This is a genomic window from Kiloniella sp. (assembly GCF_048259265.1).
GTDB lineage: Bacteria > Pseudomonadota > Alphaproteobacteria > Kiloniellales > Kiloniellaceae > Kiloniella.
The window spans coordinates 65,973-82,879 of sequence record NZ_JBLXHT010000001.1 but is presented as its reverse complement, the minus strand read 5'-3'; the positions used below and the strand labels follow the sequence as shown (position 1 = coordinate 82,879).

Genomic DNA, 16,907 nt, shown 5'->3' with positions numbered 1-16,907 from the left:
TAATGAGTAACGTACCCACGCCAGATAACTGCGCAACAATACCGATGAGCACAAAGTCCATCGGCGCAGGGCATGCCATAACAGATCACGATCAAAAGCTATCCCGAAAAGAAATTATCAGAGAAATCTTCGCGGGCTCTCGTGCAACCATTCCCATGATTGTTGGCGCCATTCCATTTGGCATTATATTTGGCACGCTTGCAGAACAAAGCGGCCTGTCACCTCTTGGCGCAATCGCCATGTCCATTTTTGTTTTTGCAGGCTCTTCCCAATTCATCGCCTTGGGATTACTTGCGGCCGGAACCGGACCGCTCATGATCATAGCAACAACCTTTATCGTTAATCTGCGCCACTTGCTTTATTCAGCAGCACTTGTTGATGATGTCAAACACCTGTCCGGCCCATGGCGTGCGTTGATTGCTTTTGGCCTAACCGACGAAAGCTTTGCCACCATTGCCGACAAAATCCGTAAATCAGATGATGAATGGCGTAAGAAATATGTCCAGTGGTTCTACCTTGGATCATTCAGCGCGATGTATGGCAACTGGATACTCTGTACCATCATTGGCATTACACTCGGAGAACTCTTTCCAGATATCGGCAACTGGGGTCTGGACTTTGCCATGGCCGCAACCTTTATAGGTATGGTTTTACCGTACCTAACCACCCGTCCTATGCTGGCCTGTGTTCTTGTTGCAGGGGCCATGTCCCTAGGGACCGCCGATATGCCACACAAACTTGGTTTAATGGTCTCAGCCCTCAGCGCATTGGCCGTTGGTCTGTCTTATCACCTCATAAGCAGGAAGAAAAAATAATGACCGAAGCACTCATGATCGCGGGCATGGCCGTTGTAACCTTTAGCATTCGTTATGTCCTTCTTGCCTCTGCGGGTCATTTTACCTTTCCGGGCTGGGCCAAAATCGCACTGGATTTTGTTCCCCCAGCCGTTTTGACAGCTATCATTGTCCCTGCTGTTTTAATGCCAAATGGTAACAGCATCGAATTCAATCTACAGAATGCGTCCCTACTCGCAGCCTGCGTTGCCGTGATCGTCGGTTTGATCCGTAAAGATCTGCTGACGACCATTGTAATTGGTATGATCGCTTTCGGTCTTTTTAAGTGGCTTTTGTGACAAAAGCCACTCAACAATATTTTTGAAATCAAGCCCTAATAAACAAGAGAAATTTATATAAAATGCCTGATAGAAACGTTGTGAATTTGCCCAACGCATTAAACCAGATCACTGGTCGCCAAAAGTGCTCGCCCAAGTCAATGATCAGTTCGTAAAAATAGCCAAAATCAAAAATGAATTTGTCTGGCACAAACACGATAACGAAGACGAGCTATTCTACATTATCAAGGGCAACCTGCTCATGCAGTATGAAGATAAAACCATTGAGCTTAACGAAGGTGATATGCACGTTGTTCCCAAAGGCGTTATGCACAACCCCGTTGCCAAAGAAGAATGCTGGATCATGTTGGTTGAACCTGTCGCTACTGCACATACAGGAAATGTCGTTACCGACAGAACACGTAGCCTAGAAGAACAAATGCAACCCGAGGTCTAAAGCAGGCTTTTCAACCCGGATTGGTAGTCGGGGTAATCCAGCGTCACACCAAGCTCGGTTATAATTCGGCTATTATCCACCCGCTTATTATCCAGCCAAAAGGTACGTGCCATCGGGCTCATTTCTGCCTGATCAAAAGCGACAAGAGGCGGTGGGGAAATTCCAAGTAACTCACAGGCATAGGTCGTAACTTTAGATGGCTCTTCCGGTGCGTTATCGCAAACATTGTAAATACGTCCCGTTCGTGGCTGGTTAACAGATGCCTCGAGAACGTTTGCAATGTCTTCGACATGAATGCGACTGAAAATGTGTCCCGGTTTATCAATCCGCTGCTTTACCCTGCCGGATCTGAGTGAATCCAGCGGGCTGCGTCCCGGACCATAGATCCCCGCCAGTCTGAAGATATGCACCGGAATATCATGTGCTTCGGCAAGTGCCAGCCATTGCTTTTCAGCCTCAGCACGTTGCTCGCTTCGTGGACTTGACGGATGCAACGGATCATCTTCAAAAACAACACCACCATCGCGATCACCATAGACCCCTGTCGTCGAGAGGTATCCAGCCCATTCGAGGTTTTTGCACTGAGCAATTTCCGCAGCATGTAACTGCAGGACACAGTCCCCTTCCTTGCCTGGCGGAATGGACGATAGAATATGGGTCACATCCGCCAACACAGATGGTGCATTCACCAAAGGCAGAGAACGATCAAAATTATGAACGATGATACCCTCGTCCTCTAACCTGTCTCTTTTACCTAGATCTTTATCAGAATCAGGACGAATTGTGCCCGACACCTTCCAACCGCGGGCCTTCATTCTTCTCGCAAAAACGAGGGCAGAAAAACCCAAGCCAAAACAAAACAAATGTTTAGAATAATGCGACATACGTTCCTCGATCTCGAAATTGCCTAATTTCTTATATAGGGTCCCGTTACAAACTGAAAAGCAAAGCTTGCAAAGTAATAAATTTATGGTCCAAATGCGCCTATGACACAAAAAAACAAACTCTTCGCGTCTCTTTTTATGCTGCCCATTGCTATTGGCTTTACCTTTTCGAGTGAAGCTGCAGGGCGTAAAGAACCTATCAATCACGAAGAACAATATATCGCCTGTATAAAATTGGTTGAACGTCGCCCGGACGCTGCGTTTGAATCCGCCCTTTCCTGGGCATCACAAGGTGGTGGGTTCCCAGCCGAACATTGTGCAACGCAAGCATTGTATGCGTTAAAAATATACGATGCAGCCGCCACGCGGTTGGAAAAGCTGGCGAACGATATGAAGACAGATAATGTAGAACTTCGCTCGCAACTGCTTCATCAAGCCGGACGGGCTTGGTATGACCATGGCAATCTGGACCGTGCCTTTGCCGTACAAAGCACAGCAATCACCCTTTTCCCCGACGGCACAGAATACTACATCGATCGAGCCGAAATTCTGGCTGAACTTGGTCGATTTGACGAAGCTTTAATTGATCTGGAGGTTGCCCACAGCTTAGAACCTGAAAGAGCAGATATACTTGCCTTGCGCGGTACAGCAAAAAGGTTCCTAGGGAATGACGCAGAAGCCTTAAAAGATATTACCCTCGCACTGGACCTAGAGCCTGATAATCTAGAGGCCCTGCTTGAGCGTGGAATATTAAAGCGCTTGGCAGGTGATAATAACGGTGCTCGGGAAGATTGGCTGAGAATCGTCAACATTGCCTTAGGAACACCAGCTGCAGACGCGGCCCAGCTAAACCTTGAAAAGCTGGATGTAACTGTCGAGTAACTATTCCGACAGCCCAAAAATCAGTCTAAAAATCTAGATCAGCGTAGTGTTTAGGCGGCGGCACACCCGGTATTAGATCGGTCAGAACACCGCGCATACAAGGGCGAGACTTAACACGCGCATACCAATCTTTGGCACCCTGATGCTCTTTCCACGGAACATCCCCGATATAATCAAGGGACGAAATATGGGATGCAGCAGTGATATCCGCCAATGAAAAATCATCCCCGGCCAACCATGTTCTACGGTCCGTTAGCCAACTGATGTATTCCAGATGATAATGAATATTCGCATGTCCGGCCCGTATGGCCTGAGAATTTGGCTCTCCCAGCCCAAGAAAACGCTTTAACATTTTCTCTTCGACAAGGTTTGCAGTGACTTCACGCCGGAATTTGTCATCAAACCATGAAATCAACCGTCTAACTTCGGCACGGCATAACGGATTGTCTCCCAAAAGGCTCTGGTCCGGATAAGCTTCTTCCAGATACTCAGAAATGACCTGCGCACCGCCTGTTATGCTCGTTCCATCATCTTCAACAAGCACAGGTACTTCGCCCGCTGGATTAAGTGTTAGAAACGCTTCGCGGCGTTCCCAGACTTTTTCAGCATGCAATTCGAATTCGAGCTTTTTCTCTCGCAACAACATGCGAATTTTGCGGCAACCAGAATCGAGTGGAAGGTGATGAAGCTTTCTCATTTTTGGACTATAACCCTACTGAGCGAACGAGAAAACCACGTAAAACATGTTTAAATGAAAGATTCGGCTCAAAATAAATAACGAACAAAACGCTTTGTTTTTAAATGAATAATTATAAATCCTCCTAAATTTTGTCAAAAAAATGACGCGCAATATGAAAATAAATTTACGGAACATACTTTACCAAAAACCATAGTTCGCTTAATGTCGAAGCATGAAAGAAGGACCAGATATCACCCTTATTGGCTCCCTTATTGGGGACCCTGCGCGCGCAAATATGCTCTCCGCCCTAATCAGTGGAAGGGCGCTCACGGCAAGTGAGCTGGCAAACGAAGCTGGCATCACCCTACAGACAACCAGCGCCCACCTCAAAAAACTTGAATCTGGTGGCCTGATACGTCAACGAAAACAAGGACGTCATCGTTATTTCAATCTTGCAGACGAAGACGTTGCCACCTTACTTGAAACCATGATGGGTCTCGCTGCAAAAAAGGGACACATCCGGACACGGACAGGCCCCAAGGCCCCCGAAATGAGGAAAGCAAGGGTGTGTTACAATCATCTTGCCGGAGAGTTTGGCGTTCATATGTTCGACAGCCTCCTTGGCAGAGGATTCCTTTTCGAGCGTCAGGATAAGATTGAAATTACAGATTCAGGTCGTGATTTTATCAAGGGTCTGGGAATAGATCTTGATCCATTGCAGAAAGCCAAACGTCCTCTATGTAAATCCTGCTTGGACTGGAGTGCCCGCAGAAGCCATCTCGCGGGATCACTTGGCACTGCCTTACTGGACCATATCTATGAAAAGGGCTGGGCAAAACGCCTTGAGGACGTGAGGGTTGTTAAATTTTCGCATCAAGGTGAAGCAGCTTTTTATGAACAGTTCCCACCATTATCAGATTAGACATAGCCTGATCAACAATATCTAAGCCTCCAGACTTAAATCAGGAATAGAGGACAATATTTCCTTGAACAGACCTTCTTTTAAAACTCTCATTCACTTCTCAAATGATGACATAAGAGTTATTGAAATCAAGCGATTGGATCTTCCGGAAACCACAGAAAAATCAGATCTTTTCCATTGGCTTCTCATCAATAAAGATCATTCCATCCAAAAGCTTACTTTCGTCGCCATGTCCGAAGACAACAAGTTCCAAACAAGAGAGTTTAAAGAAGGGAAGCTTCATTTCGATGATATACAGGCTTTTTATGACGCTGATACTTCTCACGTTTTGAAATCTTGCCGGGCAACCGACTTACCAAACACGCTGGTATCATTGCTGAAAAATTATTTCACTTAGAATAAGCAATATTATAATCACTAAAAAAACAAGGGACTGTAGAAATACAGCCCCTTGATAGGTACAATACCCGATAAAACTTAAGCGGTTTTAAGTTCCCCCGGTCCAGTAACTGGATGCTCGAGCAGGGAAAGCATTTCTTTTGGAACAACCTGCCAAAAATCGCCCTTGATATGCGCCCAATCATTTAAAAGACGCCCAGTATAGGTCGATTGAGTTTCAGTATGATGCTCTTTTACCAGATCCAGCAATACTTGTTCCCAATACTCGGTTTCAACCTGTTGGTAGATAACACTCTCGTCATTGATACGGCTCGGCAGGATACGGCTAGGATCATAAACAAAAGCCATACCACCTGACATCCCAGCAGCAAAGTTCATGCCCACGTCACCAAGAATAACAGCCGTTCCACCCGTCATATACTCACAACCGTTTGAGCCACAGCCTTCGACCACAACTTGGGCTCCAGAATTTCTAACTGCAAAACGTTCTCCAGCTTGACCAGCAGCAAACAGCTTACCCGCCGTAGCACCGTAGAGAACTGTATTCCCGATAATTGTATTGTGCTGGGTCGCCAGCTTACTCGAAGCCAAAGGCCGAACGACGATCTCGCCACCGGAAAGCCCCTTACCGACGTAATCATTAGCATCACCAAAGACTTCCAGCTTCATGCCTTGAACGGCAAAAGCACCTAACGACTGCCCGGCAGAACCACGTAACCGAACCGTAATATGCCCCGACTGCAGTTCTTTCATTCCAAAGCGCGTTGTAATTTTTGATGCCAATCGGGTTCCAACAGCGCGGTGCGTATTACGTACGTTGTACTGCAACTGCATTTTTTCCCCGACTTCGAAGAAGGGGTTTGCATCTTTGATAATCTGCGCATCAAGTGTATCTGGAACCGGGTTACGCTCTTCCAGCGTACAATATCGCTTTGAGGTTCCGCTATCAGCCAAAGCAAGTAACGGATTAAGATCCAAATCATCAAGGTGTGGCGCGCCACGACTAACCTGTTTCAACAGATCAGTTCGACCAATGATTTCATTCAGTGTTTTATACCCGAGAGAGGCAAGAATTTCGCGTACTTCTTCTGCGATGAAGCTAAAGAGGTTCACAACCTTTTCTGGTGTGCCATCAAATTTCGCCCGCAGATCATCATCCTGCGTACAAACCCCCACAGGGCAGGTATTGGAATGGCACTGGCGGACCATAATACAGCCCATGGCAATCAGCGACGCGGTCCCAACGCCGTATTCTTCTGCGCCCAAGAGAGCCGCGATAACGATATCTCGTCCGGTTTTCAAACCACCATCTGTCCGGAGCGTCACATTGTTCCGCAAGCCATTAAGGGTGAGAACCTGCTGAACTTCACTCAAGCCGATTTCCCATGGCACACCGGCGAACTTTACTGACGTTTGCGGCGATGCCCCCGTTCCACCAACATTCCCCGAAATTAGAATAATATCTGCCTTGGCCTTGGCCACACCCGCAGCAACCGTACCGATACCGGAACGTGCAACAAGCTTCACACAAACTTTGGCCTTTGGATTGATCTGTTTCAGATCATAAATAAGTTGCGCCAGATCTTCGATAGAATAGATATCGTGATGCGGCGGCGGTGAAATCAATGTCACCCCCGGTGTGGAATGACGCAGACGCGCAATCAGCTTTGTCACCTTAAATCCTGGAAGCTGGCCGCCTTCACCCGGTTTTGCCCCTTGCGCAACTTTGATTTCGATCTCACGGCATTTGTTCAAATATTCTGCCGTAACACCGAAGCGGCCGGATGCTACCTGCTTAATGGCAGAATTTTCATTGTCACCGTTAGGATGCGGCACATACCGTTCAGGTACCTCACCACCTTCGCCAGAATCAGACTTTGCACCGATCCGGTTCATGGCAATATTAAGCGTTCCATGTGCTTCCGGGCTCAGCGCCCCAAGCGACATCGCTGGCGTGATAAAGCGCTTTCGCAGCGATGTAATTGATTCCGTATCTTCAACATCAAGACCACCATCTGTCGCCCGCTTGAAATCCAGAAGATCTCTCAAATTAATTGGTCGACGGCTCTCCAAGCCCTTGGTGTACTTCTTAAAGAGTGAATAGGACCCCTTAGTGACTGCTGTCTGCATGGTGTGGATCAACTGACCTTCCCACGCATGTTCTTCACCGCCAGCACGATAGCGATAGAAACCACCAATTGGCAAAGCCGTGGAATCAGATTCCCATGCCTTTTCGTGAAGCTCCAGGGCCTTTTCTTCCAGACCCGTCATACCAATTCCGGAAATTCGACTTGGCATACCCGGGAAAAACTCATCCACCAGTGTTCGCGACAAGCCAAGTGCTTCAAAGTTATAGCCACCACGATACGAAGAAATAACCGAAATCCCCATCTTACCCATGATCTTGAGCAAGCCATCATCCACAGCTTTTGTATAGCGCTCCATGCAGTCATCAAACGACAAATCGCCAAACAGCCCCCGACGATGGCGATCTGCAATAGCTTCTTCCGTTAGATAGGCGTTCACAGTTGTGGCTCCAACACCAATCAGAACCGCGAAATAATGAACATCCAGACATTCGGCGCTACGCACATTGATAGAACAGAACGACCGCAGTTTATGTTCAACCAGATGTGTATGAACAGCACCTGTCGCCAAGATCATCGGGATAGAAACCCGGTCAGCAGACTGCGCCTCATCTGTCAGCACAACGTGCTCAAAACCTTCGCGAACCAGTTCTTCAGCTTCCCGGCGAACACGGCGCAAAGCATGACGGAGCGCCCCCGGTTTGCCATTCGCTTCAAAAGTACAGTCAACCTCGCCCACCGTGCGGCCCATATGTTTGGAAAGCGCAACAAATTCAGAATTCGTCAGAACGGGCGAATCAAGCTGAAGTATCGTAACCTGACCTTCTTCTTCATCAAGCACGTTACCCAGATTACCAATACGGGTAATTAAGGACATGACCTGTTTTTCACGCAAACTGTCAATCGGCGGATTGGTCACCTGGCTAAAGTTTTGGCGGAAGAAATGGTGCATGGGTCGAACATTATCGGACAGAACTGCCAAGGGCGTATCATCCCCCATTGACCCCATAGCTTCTTTGGCCGTTTCGACCATTGGATGCAAGATCAGTTCCATATCTTCTATGGTCAGCCCAAAATCCAACTGGCGGCGGCGCAACTCATCCTTAGAAAGGGGTTCTCTACTATATTTGTGCTTTTTAACCAGGTCGTCGATCACAAGAATATTTTTCAACCAATCCCCATATGGCTGTTGTGCAGCCAGACGGTCTTTGATTTCTTTATCTTTGAAAATTTTGCCTTCTTCAAAGTTAACTGCAATCATTTGCCCTGGGCCTAACCGCCCTTTTTCAATGACACGCTCAACATCAATATGAACCATACCGGTTTCTGACCCGGCAAATAGCAGCCCGTCACGCGTGATGGCATACCGCATAGGACGCAGTCCATTGCGATCGGTGCCAGCCAAGGCCCACGGGCCTGAAAATCCACACACCGCGGCCGGGCCATCCCAAGGCTCCATCACCGCATTACAATAGGCATAAAGCTCTTTGTGATGCTGGGGCACAGCGTCATTTTTACTCCACGATTCCGGCACCAAAAGCGTCTTGGCCATCGGGAGAGTACGATCAGATCTGATCATCAACTCAAACACAGCATCCAATGCCGCAGAATCAGAACTCCCCGGAGAGATAACGGGCTTCAAATCCTCAACATGAGATCCAAATTTTGGGTGATCGATACGGCACTCGTGTGACTTCATCCAATTGACATTCCCCCGCAGCGTATTGATTTCACCGTTATGCGCAATTACGCGGAAAGGTTGAGCCAAATGCCATGTCGGGAAAGTATTCGTTGAAAAACGCTGATGGAAAATTGCAAAACTCGAAACAAAGCGTTCGTCTAACAGATCGGGGTAAAAATCAGCTAGCTTCTCAGCCAGAACCATTCCTTTGTAGATAATGGAGCGACAGCTTAGTGAACAGATATAAAAGTCTTTGATTGAATCTCGCTCAGCCGCAGCTTCGATCCGACGCCGGATAATATAGAGATCTGTTTCGAATCGTTCAGCATCAACACCCTTGCTATTGGCGATCATGATCTGCTCGATTTCGGGACGATTTAAGCTCGCTTTTTCACCGCATATCGCCGTATTAACCGGAACCTGTCGCCAGCCATAAATCGAATAGCCGAAGTTCAGGATCTCACGCTCAACAATGACACGACAACGTTCTTGTGATCCAAAATCTGTCCGTGGCAAAAAAACCATGCCGATGGCAAGATCATCATTCTTTAAGTTATGCCCCAGATGCTCGATCTGTTCTTCGAAGAAACTTTTAGGAATTTCAACATGAATGCCACATCCATCCCCTGTCTTACCATCAGCATCAACAGCACCACGGTGCCACACAGCTTTAAGGGCCTCGATACCCGCCTCAACAACAGAACGACGTGGTTTTCCATCAATAGCGGCAACCAAGCCGACACCACAGGATGAATGCTCATCTTCCGGGTTATAAAGACCATGTTTCTGATAATGCGCTGCCTTTTGTTCCCATTGAGAAATTGGGTCCGGAGTTATCTTTTTATGTTCCATGTGCTCTCTCCTCAGGCGGCTGCAGTTTTTCTGCGCTCGATATATGTATGTATTTGATCAGCGGCATCACGGGCATCTTTAATCGCCCAAACCACCAACGATGCACCGCGAACGATATCCCCCGCTGCAAAGACGCCGTCCAAGGCCGTCATCATGGTCGTATTATCGACCCTTAAAGTACCATAGCTGCTAACTTCCAGCCCTTGCTCATTAAACAGTTGAGGTAAATTTTCAGGCGAGAAACCAAGCGCTTTGATAACCAGATCCGCAGGAATTGCCTCGCGAGAATCAGGCACAATCTGCGGCACCTGACGGCCAGAAGAATCAGGCATACCCAAATGCACTTTTGACACCAGAACTTCACGGACGTTTTCATCACCAACAAATGCATCTGGTGATGACAACCATACAAACTCTACGCCCTCTTCTTCCGCGTTCGTCACTTCTCGTTCAGAACCGGGCATGTTTTCCTTATCGCGCCGATAAAGACACTTAACTGATTTAGCTCCCTGACGAACTGCTGTCCGGACACAGTCCATGGCGGTGTCGCCACCCCCAATAACAACAACATCTTTACCCTTGGCATTCAAACCATCACTCATGTGGTCAGACTTCAGGCCAAGATCATTGCGGTTCGCTTCTGTCAGGTAATACAGCGCAGGCAAAATATTACCGAGCTCACTCCCGGGCAAACGGAGATCACGGGCCTGATAAACACCTGTCGCGATTAAAAGAGCGTCATACTGCTCTCGAATTTCTGCAAATGATGTTGTTCCACCAATATCAACACCTAGATGGAATACGATTCCGGCGTCTTCCAATAACTTTATCCGGCGATCAACAACGTATTTTTCTAGCTTAAACCCAGGGATGCCATAGGAAAGCAATCCACCTGCACGATCATAACGATCATAAACATGAACCTGATATCCTTTACGCCTTAGCTGCTCGGCCGCGGCCAATCCACCAGGGCCAGCGCCGATAACACCAACGGTTTCTGCACGTTCGCGCACAGGCTTAACAGGCTGAACCCAACCATTATCCCACGCTGTATCGGTTATATATTTTTCAACAGCCCCAATTGTTACTGTTTCATGCCCAGATTGTTGGATAACACAGGAACCCTCACACAACCTGTCCTGAGGGCAAATACGCCCGCAAATTTCCGGGAAATTATTTGTTGCTTGAGAGACCTCGTACGCCTCTTCCAAACGACCATTGGCCGTTAACATTAACCAATCAGGAATGTTATTGGAGACAGGGCAATGTATCTGGCAAAAAGGCACGCCACACTGGGAACAACGGCTAGCCTGTATCTGCGCGGCAGCTTCTGAAAAAGAATCATAGATTTCGCGAAAATCTTCATTCCGCTGATTCGCAGACCTCTTTTCAGGCATCTCTCTGCCTTGCTGAACAAATTTCAGCATCTTTTCAGACATTATCTCTCTCCTAATCGGGCAACTATTTTCTTGTTTATTTACAGAAGCTTGCTGGCAGCTTTTTGGGCTTTGGGCCGCACCCGCTAATCATTGTAATGATCAATACGCAATATAGGTAACTATATTTGACCTATTTGTCAAATTCATCATCGAAAACACAACAAAATCGCATTTAATCTTTTAAAACAAACAAAATATAGTTCCGATTTAGGACTAAATGAATTATCTCACCTCAAATAGGTTGGCAAAACAATCTCCACATCAACAGGCTTAATATTCAGAGCGCCAAAATTTAAGGACGACGAAGCAACCACATTATCTTTTTTAAGCATCTTTAGCTGGTCACGGGTCAAAGGTGGTTGCGGCATAAGCTCCATCAAAAGTGCCTGTAGGTATGCAACCCAGAACGGCAGGGAAATATAAGGCCGCGAGAAGCCAGAACATTTTTGCAAAAGGTCCAGACAATCACGGAACGACAAGACCCTGGGGCCTCCGAGCTCATATACTTTGCCACCACATTCACCAGGCAGGTCAAGACACCTAGAAACAGCTTCAGCCACATCACCAACATAAACAGGTTGAAACTTTGCACTTCCACCACCAACCAGAGGCAAGAAGGGACTCACAGAAGCCATCCGAGAAAAGCGGTTAAAAAAGTCATCCTCTGGCCCAAATACAATACTAGGCCGCAAAATACTCGCCATCGGAAACGCATCAAAGACCGCCGCCTCCCCCTCGCCTTTACTGCGCCCATAGGCAGAAGGAGACGAAATATCAGCCCCGATGGCCGAGATCTGAACAAATGCCGAAACACCCTTCTCTTGCGCGGTCTGCGCAATCAACCCCGGCAATTTACAGTGTAAATAATCGAAGCGCTGCCTCCCGCCTTCAAACAGAATACCAATCAAATTAACAACCGCCGTAGACCCGGCAACCACCCGCTCCAAGGAAGCACTATCCGCCACATTAACAGACACAGGCGTTACACTCCCCACGTCACCACAGCAGGTTAAAAAGGATGATTGAACACGATCCCTAACAGCAATACGTACGTGCCAGCCAGCCTTCGCCAACCGAGAGACCACATGTCGGCCGACAAAACCGGAACCTCCAAAAACAGTCACAACCTTTGATGCGCTCATATTCTCCACCCCTCATTGAACTAATTATTAATAATTTGACGGCACAGCCCCCACCAACAGCAAAAACCATCAATCATCCTTGACAGAAACAGCTTGGCAGTGAGAATGCCGAGATTAACACAAAGTCGACGTTTTATTCTTAGACTATACGTTTTATTGCCAGACGAACCACCTTGGCACCAGCCCAACCAACAGGGCACAGATAGATCAGGAGCCACATTGTGAGCGACGTAAAAATTCACCTTCATCAAACTGACCTGCCAGACGGTATAGATTTCGGCTCGTCCGTGGCGGTTGATTCGGAAACTATGGGCCTCAACCTCTCCAGAGACCGCCTATGCCTCGTCCAGCTCTCAGCAGGGGATGGCGTGTGCCATTTAGTTCAATTCAAGGACGGTAACTTTGACGCACCAAACCTACGGGCTCTTTTCACAAATCAGGATGTGACTAAAATTTTCCACTTTGCCCGGTTTGACCTCGCAGCAATCGAACGCTACCTCGGGGTAACCTGTAACCCTGTATACTGCACGAAAATCGCCTCGAAACTGATCAGAACCTACACCGATCGTCATGGCCTCAAAGAACTGTGTAAAGAGCTTTTGAGTGTTGATATCTCAAAACAACAACAATCCTCTGACTGGGGTTCCCCAGATCTTAGCGAAGATCAACTCCGCTACGCAGCATCTGACGTCCTCTACCTCCACAGGATGGTAAAGATTCTGGATGAAAGGCTCGCCAGAGAAGGTCGTAGCGAAATGGCAAAGGCCTGCTTTGACTTTTTACCATGGAGAGCAAAGCTGGATATTGCCGGATGGGATGAAACAGATATTTTTGCACACTCATAAATACGCGCCTTCTTCGCGCCATTTTTAAAGTACATTTTCACTGTTCGTTTTACGGTCAGTTTTGCTATCAATTTTCCGGCACTTTTTTAAAGTGCCGGTTTTACTTCCCAGCAAATAAGGTGTACCAATTGAATATGACATGCACCATTAGTGCCAGTTTATACTTTACCTGGGACATGAATCCGGGAAATGGGGTAAAAATCTAGAAAATGGCGAACGCAGTTCATAATTCTGAGCCGGATATGACAACAACACCAGCTAACACGAAACAAGCAATCGAAACAGCACGTCGAGTTCTTGATCTCGAAGCTCGGGGTATTCAACAATTAAGCGCTGAACTGAACGGCAGCTTTGTCGAGGCCCTAGAGATCCTGACAACCGTTACTGGTCGCGTCATTATATCCGGCATGGGAAAAAGCGGCCATATCGCCAAAAAGATCGCTGCCACTCTAGCATCCACAGGAACACCCGCTTATTGCGTTCACCCAGGTGAGGCCAGCCATGGTGATCTCGGCATGATCACACGCAACGATGCCGTCCTTGCAATGTCAAATTCCGGGAACACTTCAGAGCTTAGCGATCTTATCACCTACACAAGGCGTTTCGGCATACCTCTCATTGCTATGACCAGTCGGAAGAATTCTGCCTTGGCCGAAGCTGCGGACGTCGCCCTTATTCTACCTTCACTCCCAGAAGCCTGTCCCCACGGTCTGGCCCCCACAACATCGACGACCATGTCACTTGCGCTGGGCGACGCCCTCGCAATCGCCTTGATGGAACAAAAAAACTTCCAACCACATGACTTTAAAGTTTTTCACCCTGGCGGCGCGCTTGGAAATCAACTCCTAAAAGTATCCGACATTATGCATAGCGAAGAGCTCCCTCTTTGTGCTGGAAGCACGTCCATGACAGAAACTATTCTGATCATGACACAGCGTTCCTTTGGATGCATAGGCGTAACAAATAACGATGGAAAACTTGCTGGCATCATCACGGATGGTGACCTAAGGCGCCATATGGATACGGACCTACTGTCAATGACAGCAGAGAGCGTCATGACACCCGCCCCCAAAACCATTCGCTCTTCAGCCCTTGCTGCCGAGGCATTGGGGCAAATGAATGAGAGATCAATCACCAGCCTCTTTGTTACCGAAGACAAAATGCCGGTTGGTATTATCCATATCCACGACTGCCTCCGCGCAGGAATCGCCTGAGGCCTTGAAACGGAATGAGCTCGCCCGCCAGATTCAACAACGAAAAAAGCACTGCACCGCAGAACGAAACAGAGCTTGCGACACCCGTAAAGCCGCCAAGCTTTTCTGGGGGTAATGCCTACAGCGCCTTTGTCAGCATTGCGAAAGTTACCCTTCCTTTCTTTGCTGTTGTTCTCGTTCTTCTGGTTATTGTATGGCCACAACTGGAAGAACAGGTAATTACAGAGGGAACTGCCATTGGTAACAGCATCTTGGAATCGAGCACTCCCGATACCCTAAGCGCACTGAACCCCAAGTACCTGGGTCTCGACGAGAAAAATCAACCCTACACGATCATTGCTGACTTGGCAGAACAATCCAGTGAACGTGAGAGCGAAATTTTCCTAACCCTCCCCAAAGCCGATATTACACTCGAAGACGGCACATGGCTTGCCCTTTCGGCACAAACAGGTATGTACGATAGGGATGCGAAATACTTGAACTTGAATGGCCAAGTAAATATTTTCCAAGACCAAGGCTTTGAAATTGTGACAGAAGAAGCCATGTTTGACGCAAAGGCCGGGTCTGCTTACGGGCAAATGCCCGTACAAGGTCACGGACCAGCCGGCACAATAAATGCCGAAGGCTTTGTCATTACCGATCGCGGCAAACGCATAACCTTTACTGGCAAAAGCAAGCTGATCATCCTTCCTGGGGCTCAGGAGGCCCTGAAAAAATGACCCGTTTAATAGCAATTCTGGCTTTGATTTTCAGCATATCGACCTCCCAAAGCAATATTTCCATGGCGCAGGGCCTGACAGAAGGTCTTGGCGACAGTAATGTCCCGCTGGAAATCAATGCTGACGAAGGCATAGAATGGCGCAGAGATCTTAAACAATACGTCGCAAGCGGAAATGCCCGTGCTGCACAAGGTGAGTTAGAAGTTTTTGGTGACCAACTTATCGCCCATTACAGAGAGGGCGCTGAAGGTGGCACAGAAATTTACCGTGTCGATGCTGTCGGGAACGTCAAGATTGTGTCCCCTGGCGAAACCGCCTATGGCGATAACGGCGTCTATGACATCGACAAACAAGTCATGGTTCTCACGGGGCAAAACCTTCGGATGATAAGTGGCGCAGACACAATTACAGCCCGAGACAGCCTTGAGTATTGGGAAACAAAACAACTTGCTGTCGCACGCGGCAACGCAATAGCAATTCGAGAAGATAAACGTGTTCACGGAAACGTTCTAACAGCTCATTTCGTTCGTGATGCGGACAACCAGCTAGAAATTGAGCGTATAGACGCACATGGCGATGTGCGGGTTGCAACAAAGACAGAGTACGCTACTGGCGACAAAGGCATTTATTTCGTTAAACGAGAACTAGCCAATCTGATCGGAAACGTAAAAATAACGCAGGGCGAGAACCAGATGAATGGGGATGAAGCACAGTTTAATCTGGCAACAGGCGTAAGTAAGCTTGTCAGTAAAAGTGGTAAACCTGTCCAAGGCCTCATCCTACCATCAAGCAAAAAGAAAAAACCATGACCGACAAGCAACAATCCGCTATTAAAGAAAGCGGTTCCAAACCATCTCTTGTTGCAGACAACCAAGGCTTGATGGCAACAAACATTGGTAAAAGCTTTAAAAAACGGCCAGTGCTTCGCGCTGTTACAATGCGTGTACAACGCGGTGAAGTCGTCGGACTGCTTGGCCCTAATGGTGCAGGGAAAACAACCAGTTTCTACATCATCACCGGACTTCTTTCTCCTGATTCCGGTTGGGTTACTCTGGACAATCAAGATATCACCGATCTTCCTATGTATCGCAGGTCACGTATGGGAATTGGATACCTTCCACAAGAAGCATCTATTTTTAGAGGCCTAACCGTCGAGCAAAACATTCGCGGTGTTCTAGAAGTTGTTGAATCAGTTCGCAGCAAAAGAGAAGCAAAACTGGACAGCCTGCTTGCTGAATTCTCAATCACTCACTTACGCAACACACCTGCAATTGCTCTTTCTGGGGGCGAAAGAAGACGTGTTGAGATTGCCCGCGCCCTTGCCTCAGACCCAAGCTTCATTCTGCTGGATGAACCATTAGCTGGTATTGATCCAATTGCGGTTGGTGATATTCGCGATCTTGTCATGCACCTTAAAGACCGCGGTATTGGCGTGTTAATCACAGATCACAATGTTCGGGAAACCCTTGATATTGTTGACCGAGCGTACATTATTCACGATGGAATGGTGCTTATGGAAGGTACACCAGACGAAATTGTAAACAATGATGATGTTCGTCGCGTTTACCTAGGAGAAAGGTTTAGCCTTTAAGGG

16 protein-coding genes are annotated in these 16,907 nt (G+C 47.6%); 11 read left to right on the top strand and 5 right to left on the bottom strand.

The window, feature by feature from the left end; translation table 11 throughout:
• Positions 1-2 precede the first annotated feature (2 nt).
• The 3 genes from ACN0QW_RS00405 to ACN0QW_RS00395 all read left to right on the top strand — a co-directional run bounded on the left by ACN0QW_RS00405 (position 3) and on the right by ACN0QW_RS00395 (position 1,568).
• Entirely contained in the window at positions 3-815 is an 813-nt protein-coding gene (locus tag ACN0QW_RS00405) for an AzlC family ABC transporter permease (RefSeq protein ID WP_417427772.1), read from the top strand.
• On the top strand, positions 815-1,132 hold the full coding sequence (locus ACN0QW_RS00400; RefSeq protein WP_417427770.1) for an AzlD domain-containing protein: 318 nt from the start codon (positions 815-817) through the stop codon (positions 1,130-1,132). The genes ACN0QW_RS00405 and ACN0QW_RS00400 overlap by 1 nt, the downstream gene beginning before the upstream one ends.
• 124 nt (positions 1,133-1,256) lie before the next feature.
• Positions 1,257-1,568, top strand: coding sequence for a cupin domain-containing protein (locus tag ACN0QW_RS00395; RefSeq protein WP_417427768.1), 312 nt, complete (start codon positions 1,257-1,259; stop codon positions 1,566-1,568).
• On the opposite strand, the gene ACN0QW_RS00390 is transcribed toward ACN0QW_RS00395, so the two are convergent.
• On the bottom strand, positions 1,565-2,452 hold the full coding sequence (locus ACN0QW_RS00390) for an SDR family oxidoreductase (protein ID WP_417427766.1): 888 nt from the start codon (positions 2,450-2,452) through the stop codon (positions 1,565-1,567). The genes ACN0QW_RS00395 and ACN0QW_RS00390 overlap by 4 nt on opposite strands.
• A gap of 102 nt (positions 2,453-2,554) precedes the next feature.
• Here ACN0QW_RS00390 and ACN0QW_RS00385 point away from each other — a divergent pair, with 102 nt between their 5' ends.
• A complete protein-coding gene (locus tag ACN0QW_RS00385; RefSeq protein ID WP_417427764.1) occupies positions 2,555-3,334 on the top strand; it encodes a tetratricopeptide repeat protein in 780 nt (259 codons plus the stop codon).
• Positions 3,335-3,359: 25 nt separating this feature from the next.
• On the opposite strand, the gene ACN0QW_RS00380 is transcribed toward ACN0QW_RS00385, so the two are convergent.
• Entirely contained in the window at positions 3,360-4,031 is a 672-nt protein-coding gene (locus tag ACN0QW_RS00380; RefSeq protein WP_299375114.1) for a glutathione S-transferase family protein, read from the bottom strand.
• Positions 4,032-4,245: 214 nt separating this feature from the next.
• Between ACN0QW_RS00380 and ACN0QW_RS00375 the strand changes: the two genes are divergently transcribed.
• Together ACN0QW_RS00375 and ACN0QW_RS00370 are read left to right on the top strand one after the other, a co-directional pair.
• Positions 4,246-4,935: an ArsR/SmtB family transcription factor gene (locus ACN0QW_RS00375; protein WP_417427762.1), complete on the top strand. Its 690-nt coding sequence runs from the start codon at positions 4,246-4,248 to the stop codon at positions 4,933-4,935.
• A 64-nt stretch (positions 4,936-4,999) separates the two neighbouring features.
• Positions 5,000-5,332 carry a hypothetical protein gene (locus tag ACN0QW_RS00370; protein WP_417427760.1) on the top strand — a complete coding sequence of 111 codons (333 nt, stop codon included), beginning with the start codon at positions 5,000-5,002 and terminating at the stop codon, positions 5,330-5,332.
• An 80-nt stretch (positions 5,333-5,412) separates the two neighbouring features.
• On the opposite strand, the gene gltB is transcribed toward ACN0QW_RS00370, so the two are convergent.
• From gltB to ACN0QW_RS00355, 3 genes are all read right to left on the bottom strand, one after another.
• A complete protein-coding gene (gene gltB, locus ACN0QW_RS00365; protein ID WP_417427758.1) occupies positions 5,413-9,954 on the bottom strand; it encodes a glutamate synthase large subunit in 4,542 nt (1,513 codons plus the stop codon).
• Between the two features lie 11 nt (positions 9,955-9,965).
• A complete protein-coding gene (locus ACN0QW_RS00360; protein WP_417427756.1) occupies positions 9,966-11,393 on the bottom strand; it encodes an NAD(P)-dependent oxidoreductase in 1,428 nt (475 codons plus the stop codon).
• A 227-nt stretch (positions 11,394-11,620) separates the two neighbouring features.
• Positions 11,621-12,535, bottom strand: coding sequence for a complex I NDUFA9 subunit family protein (locus tag ACN0QW_RS00355; protein ID WP_417427754.1), 915 nt, complete (start codon positions 12,533-12,535; stop codon positions 11,621-11,623).
• Between the two features lie 221 nt (positions 12,536-12,756).
• Between ACN0QW_RS00355 and ACN0QW_RS00350 the strand changes: the two genes are divergently transcribed.
• The 5 genes from ACN0QW_RS00350 to lptB all read left to right on the top strand — a co-directional run bounded on the left by ACN0QW_RS00350 (position 12,757) and on the right by lptB (position 16,904).
• Complete coding sequence (locus ACN0QW_RS00350; RefSeq protein WP_417427752.1) at positions 12,757-13,380, top strand: ribonuclease D; 624 nt, start codon at positions 12,757-12,759, stop codon at positions 13,378-13,380.
• A 209-nt stretch (positions 13,381-13,589) separates the two neighbouring features.
• Positions 13,590-14,594 carry a KpsF/GutQ family sugar-phosphate isomerase gene (locus ACN0QW_RS00345; RefSeq protein WP_417427750.1) on the top strand — a complete coding sequence of 335 codons (1,005 nt, stop codon included), beginning with the start codon at positions 13,590-13,592 and terminating at the stop codon, positions 14,592-14,594.
• 14 nt (positions 14,595-14,608) lie between these two features.
• Positions 14,609-15,313: an LPS export ABC transporter periplasmic protein LptC gene (gene lptC, locus ACN0QW_RS00340; protein WP_417427748.1), complete on the top strand. Its 705-nt coding sequence runs from the start codon at positions 14,609-14,611 to the stop codon at positions 15,311-15,313.
• Complete coding sequence (locus tag ACN0QW_RS00335) at positions 15,310-16,122, top strand: LptA/OstA family protein (RefSeq protein ID WP_417427746.1); 813 nt, start codon at positions 15,310-15,312, stop codon at positions 16,120-16,122. Before lptC ends, ACN0QW_RS00335 begins: the two co-directional genes overlap by 4 nt.
• Complete coding sequence (gene lptB, locus ACN0QW_RS00330; RefSeq protein WP_417427744.1) at positions 16,119-16,904, top strand: LPS export ABC transporter ATP-binding protein; 786 nt, start codon at positions 16,119-16,121, stop codon at positions 16,902-16,904. The genes ACN0QW_RS00335 and lptB overlap by 4 nt, the downstream gene beginning before the upstream one ends.
• The last annotated feature ends 3 nt before the right edge of the window (positions 16,905-16,907 follow it).

What these genes read in the sequence shown, in the direction of transcription:
- gltB (WP_417427758.1), bottom strand. Translation starts at nt 9,954, where the DNA reads ATGGAACATAAAAAGATAACTCCGGACCCAATTTCTCAATGGGAACAA.
- ACN0QW_RS00375 (WP_417427762.1), top strand. Translation starts at nt 4,246, where the DNA reads ATGAAAGAAGGACCAGATATCACCCTTATTGGCTCCCTTATTGGGGAC.
- ACN0QW_RS00335 (WP_417427746.1), top strand. Translation starts at nt 15,310, where the DNA reads ATGACCCGTTTAATAGCAATTCTGGCTTTGATTTTCAGCATATCGACC.
- ACN0QW_RS00400 (WP_417427770.1), top strand. Translation starts at nt 815, where the DNA reads ATGACCGAAGCACTCATGATCGCGGGCATGGCCGTTGTAACCTTTAGC.
- ACN0QW_RS00355 (WP_417427754.1), bottom strand. Translation starts at nt 12,535, where the DNA reads ATGAGCGCATCAAAGGTTGTGACTGTTTTTGGAGGTTCCGGTTTTGTC.
- ACN0QW_RS00385 (WP_417427764.1), top strand. Translation starts at nt 2,555, where the DNA reads ATGACACAAAAAAACAAACTCTTCGCGTCTCTTTTTATGCTGCCCATT.
- lptC (WP_417427748.1), top strand. Translation starts at nt 14,609, where the DNA reads ATGAGCTCGCCCGCCAGATTCAACAACGAAAAAAGCACTGCACCGCAG.
- lptB (WP_417427744.1), top strand. Translation starts at nt 16,119, where the DNA reads ATGACCGACAAGCAACAATCCGCTATTAAAGAAAGCGGTTCCAAACCA.
- ACN0QW_RS00380 (WP_299375114.1), bottom strand. Translation starts at nt 4,031, where the DNA reads ATGAGAAAGCTTCATCACCTTCCACTCGATTCTGGTTGCCGCAAAATT.
- ACN0QW_RS00390 (WP_417427766.1), bottom strand. Translation starts at nt 2,452, where the DNA reads ATGTCGCATTATTCTAAACATTTGTTTTGTTTTGGCTTGGGTTTTTCT.
- ACN0QW_RS00345 (WP_417427750.1), top strand. Translation starts at nt 13,590, where the DNA reads ATGGCGAACGCAGTTCATAATTCTGAGCCGGATATGACAACAACACCA.
- ACN0QW_RS00360 (WP_417427756.1), bottom strand. Translation starts at nt 11,393, where the DNA reads ATGTCTGAAAAGATGCTGAAATTTGTTCAGCAAGGCAGAGAGATGCCT.
- ACN0QW_RS00405 (WP_417427772.1), top strand. Translation starts at nt 3, where the DNA reads ATGAGTAACGTACCCACGCCAGATAACTGCGCAACAATACCGATGAGC.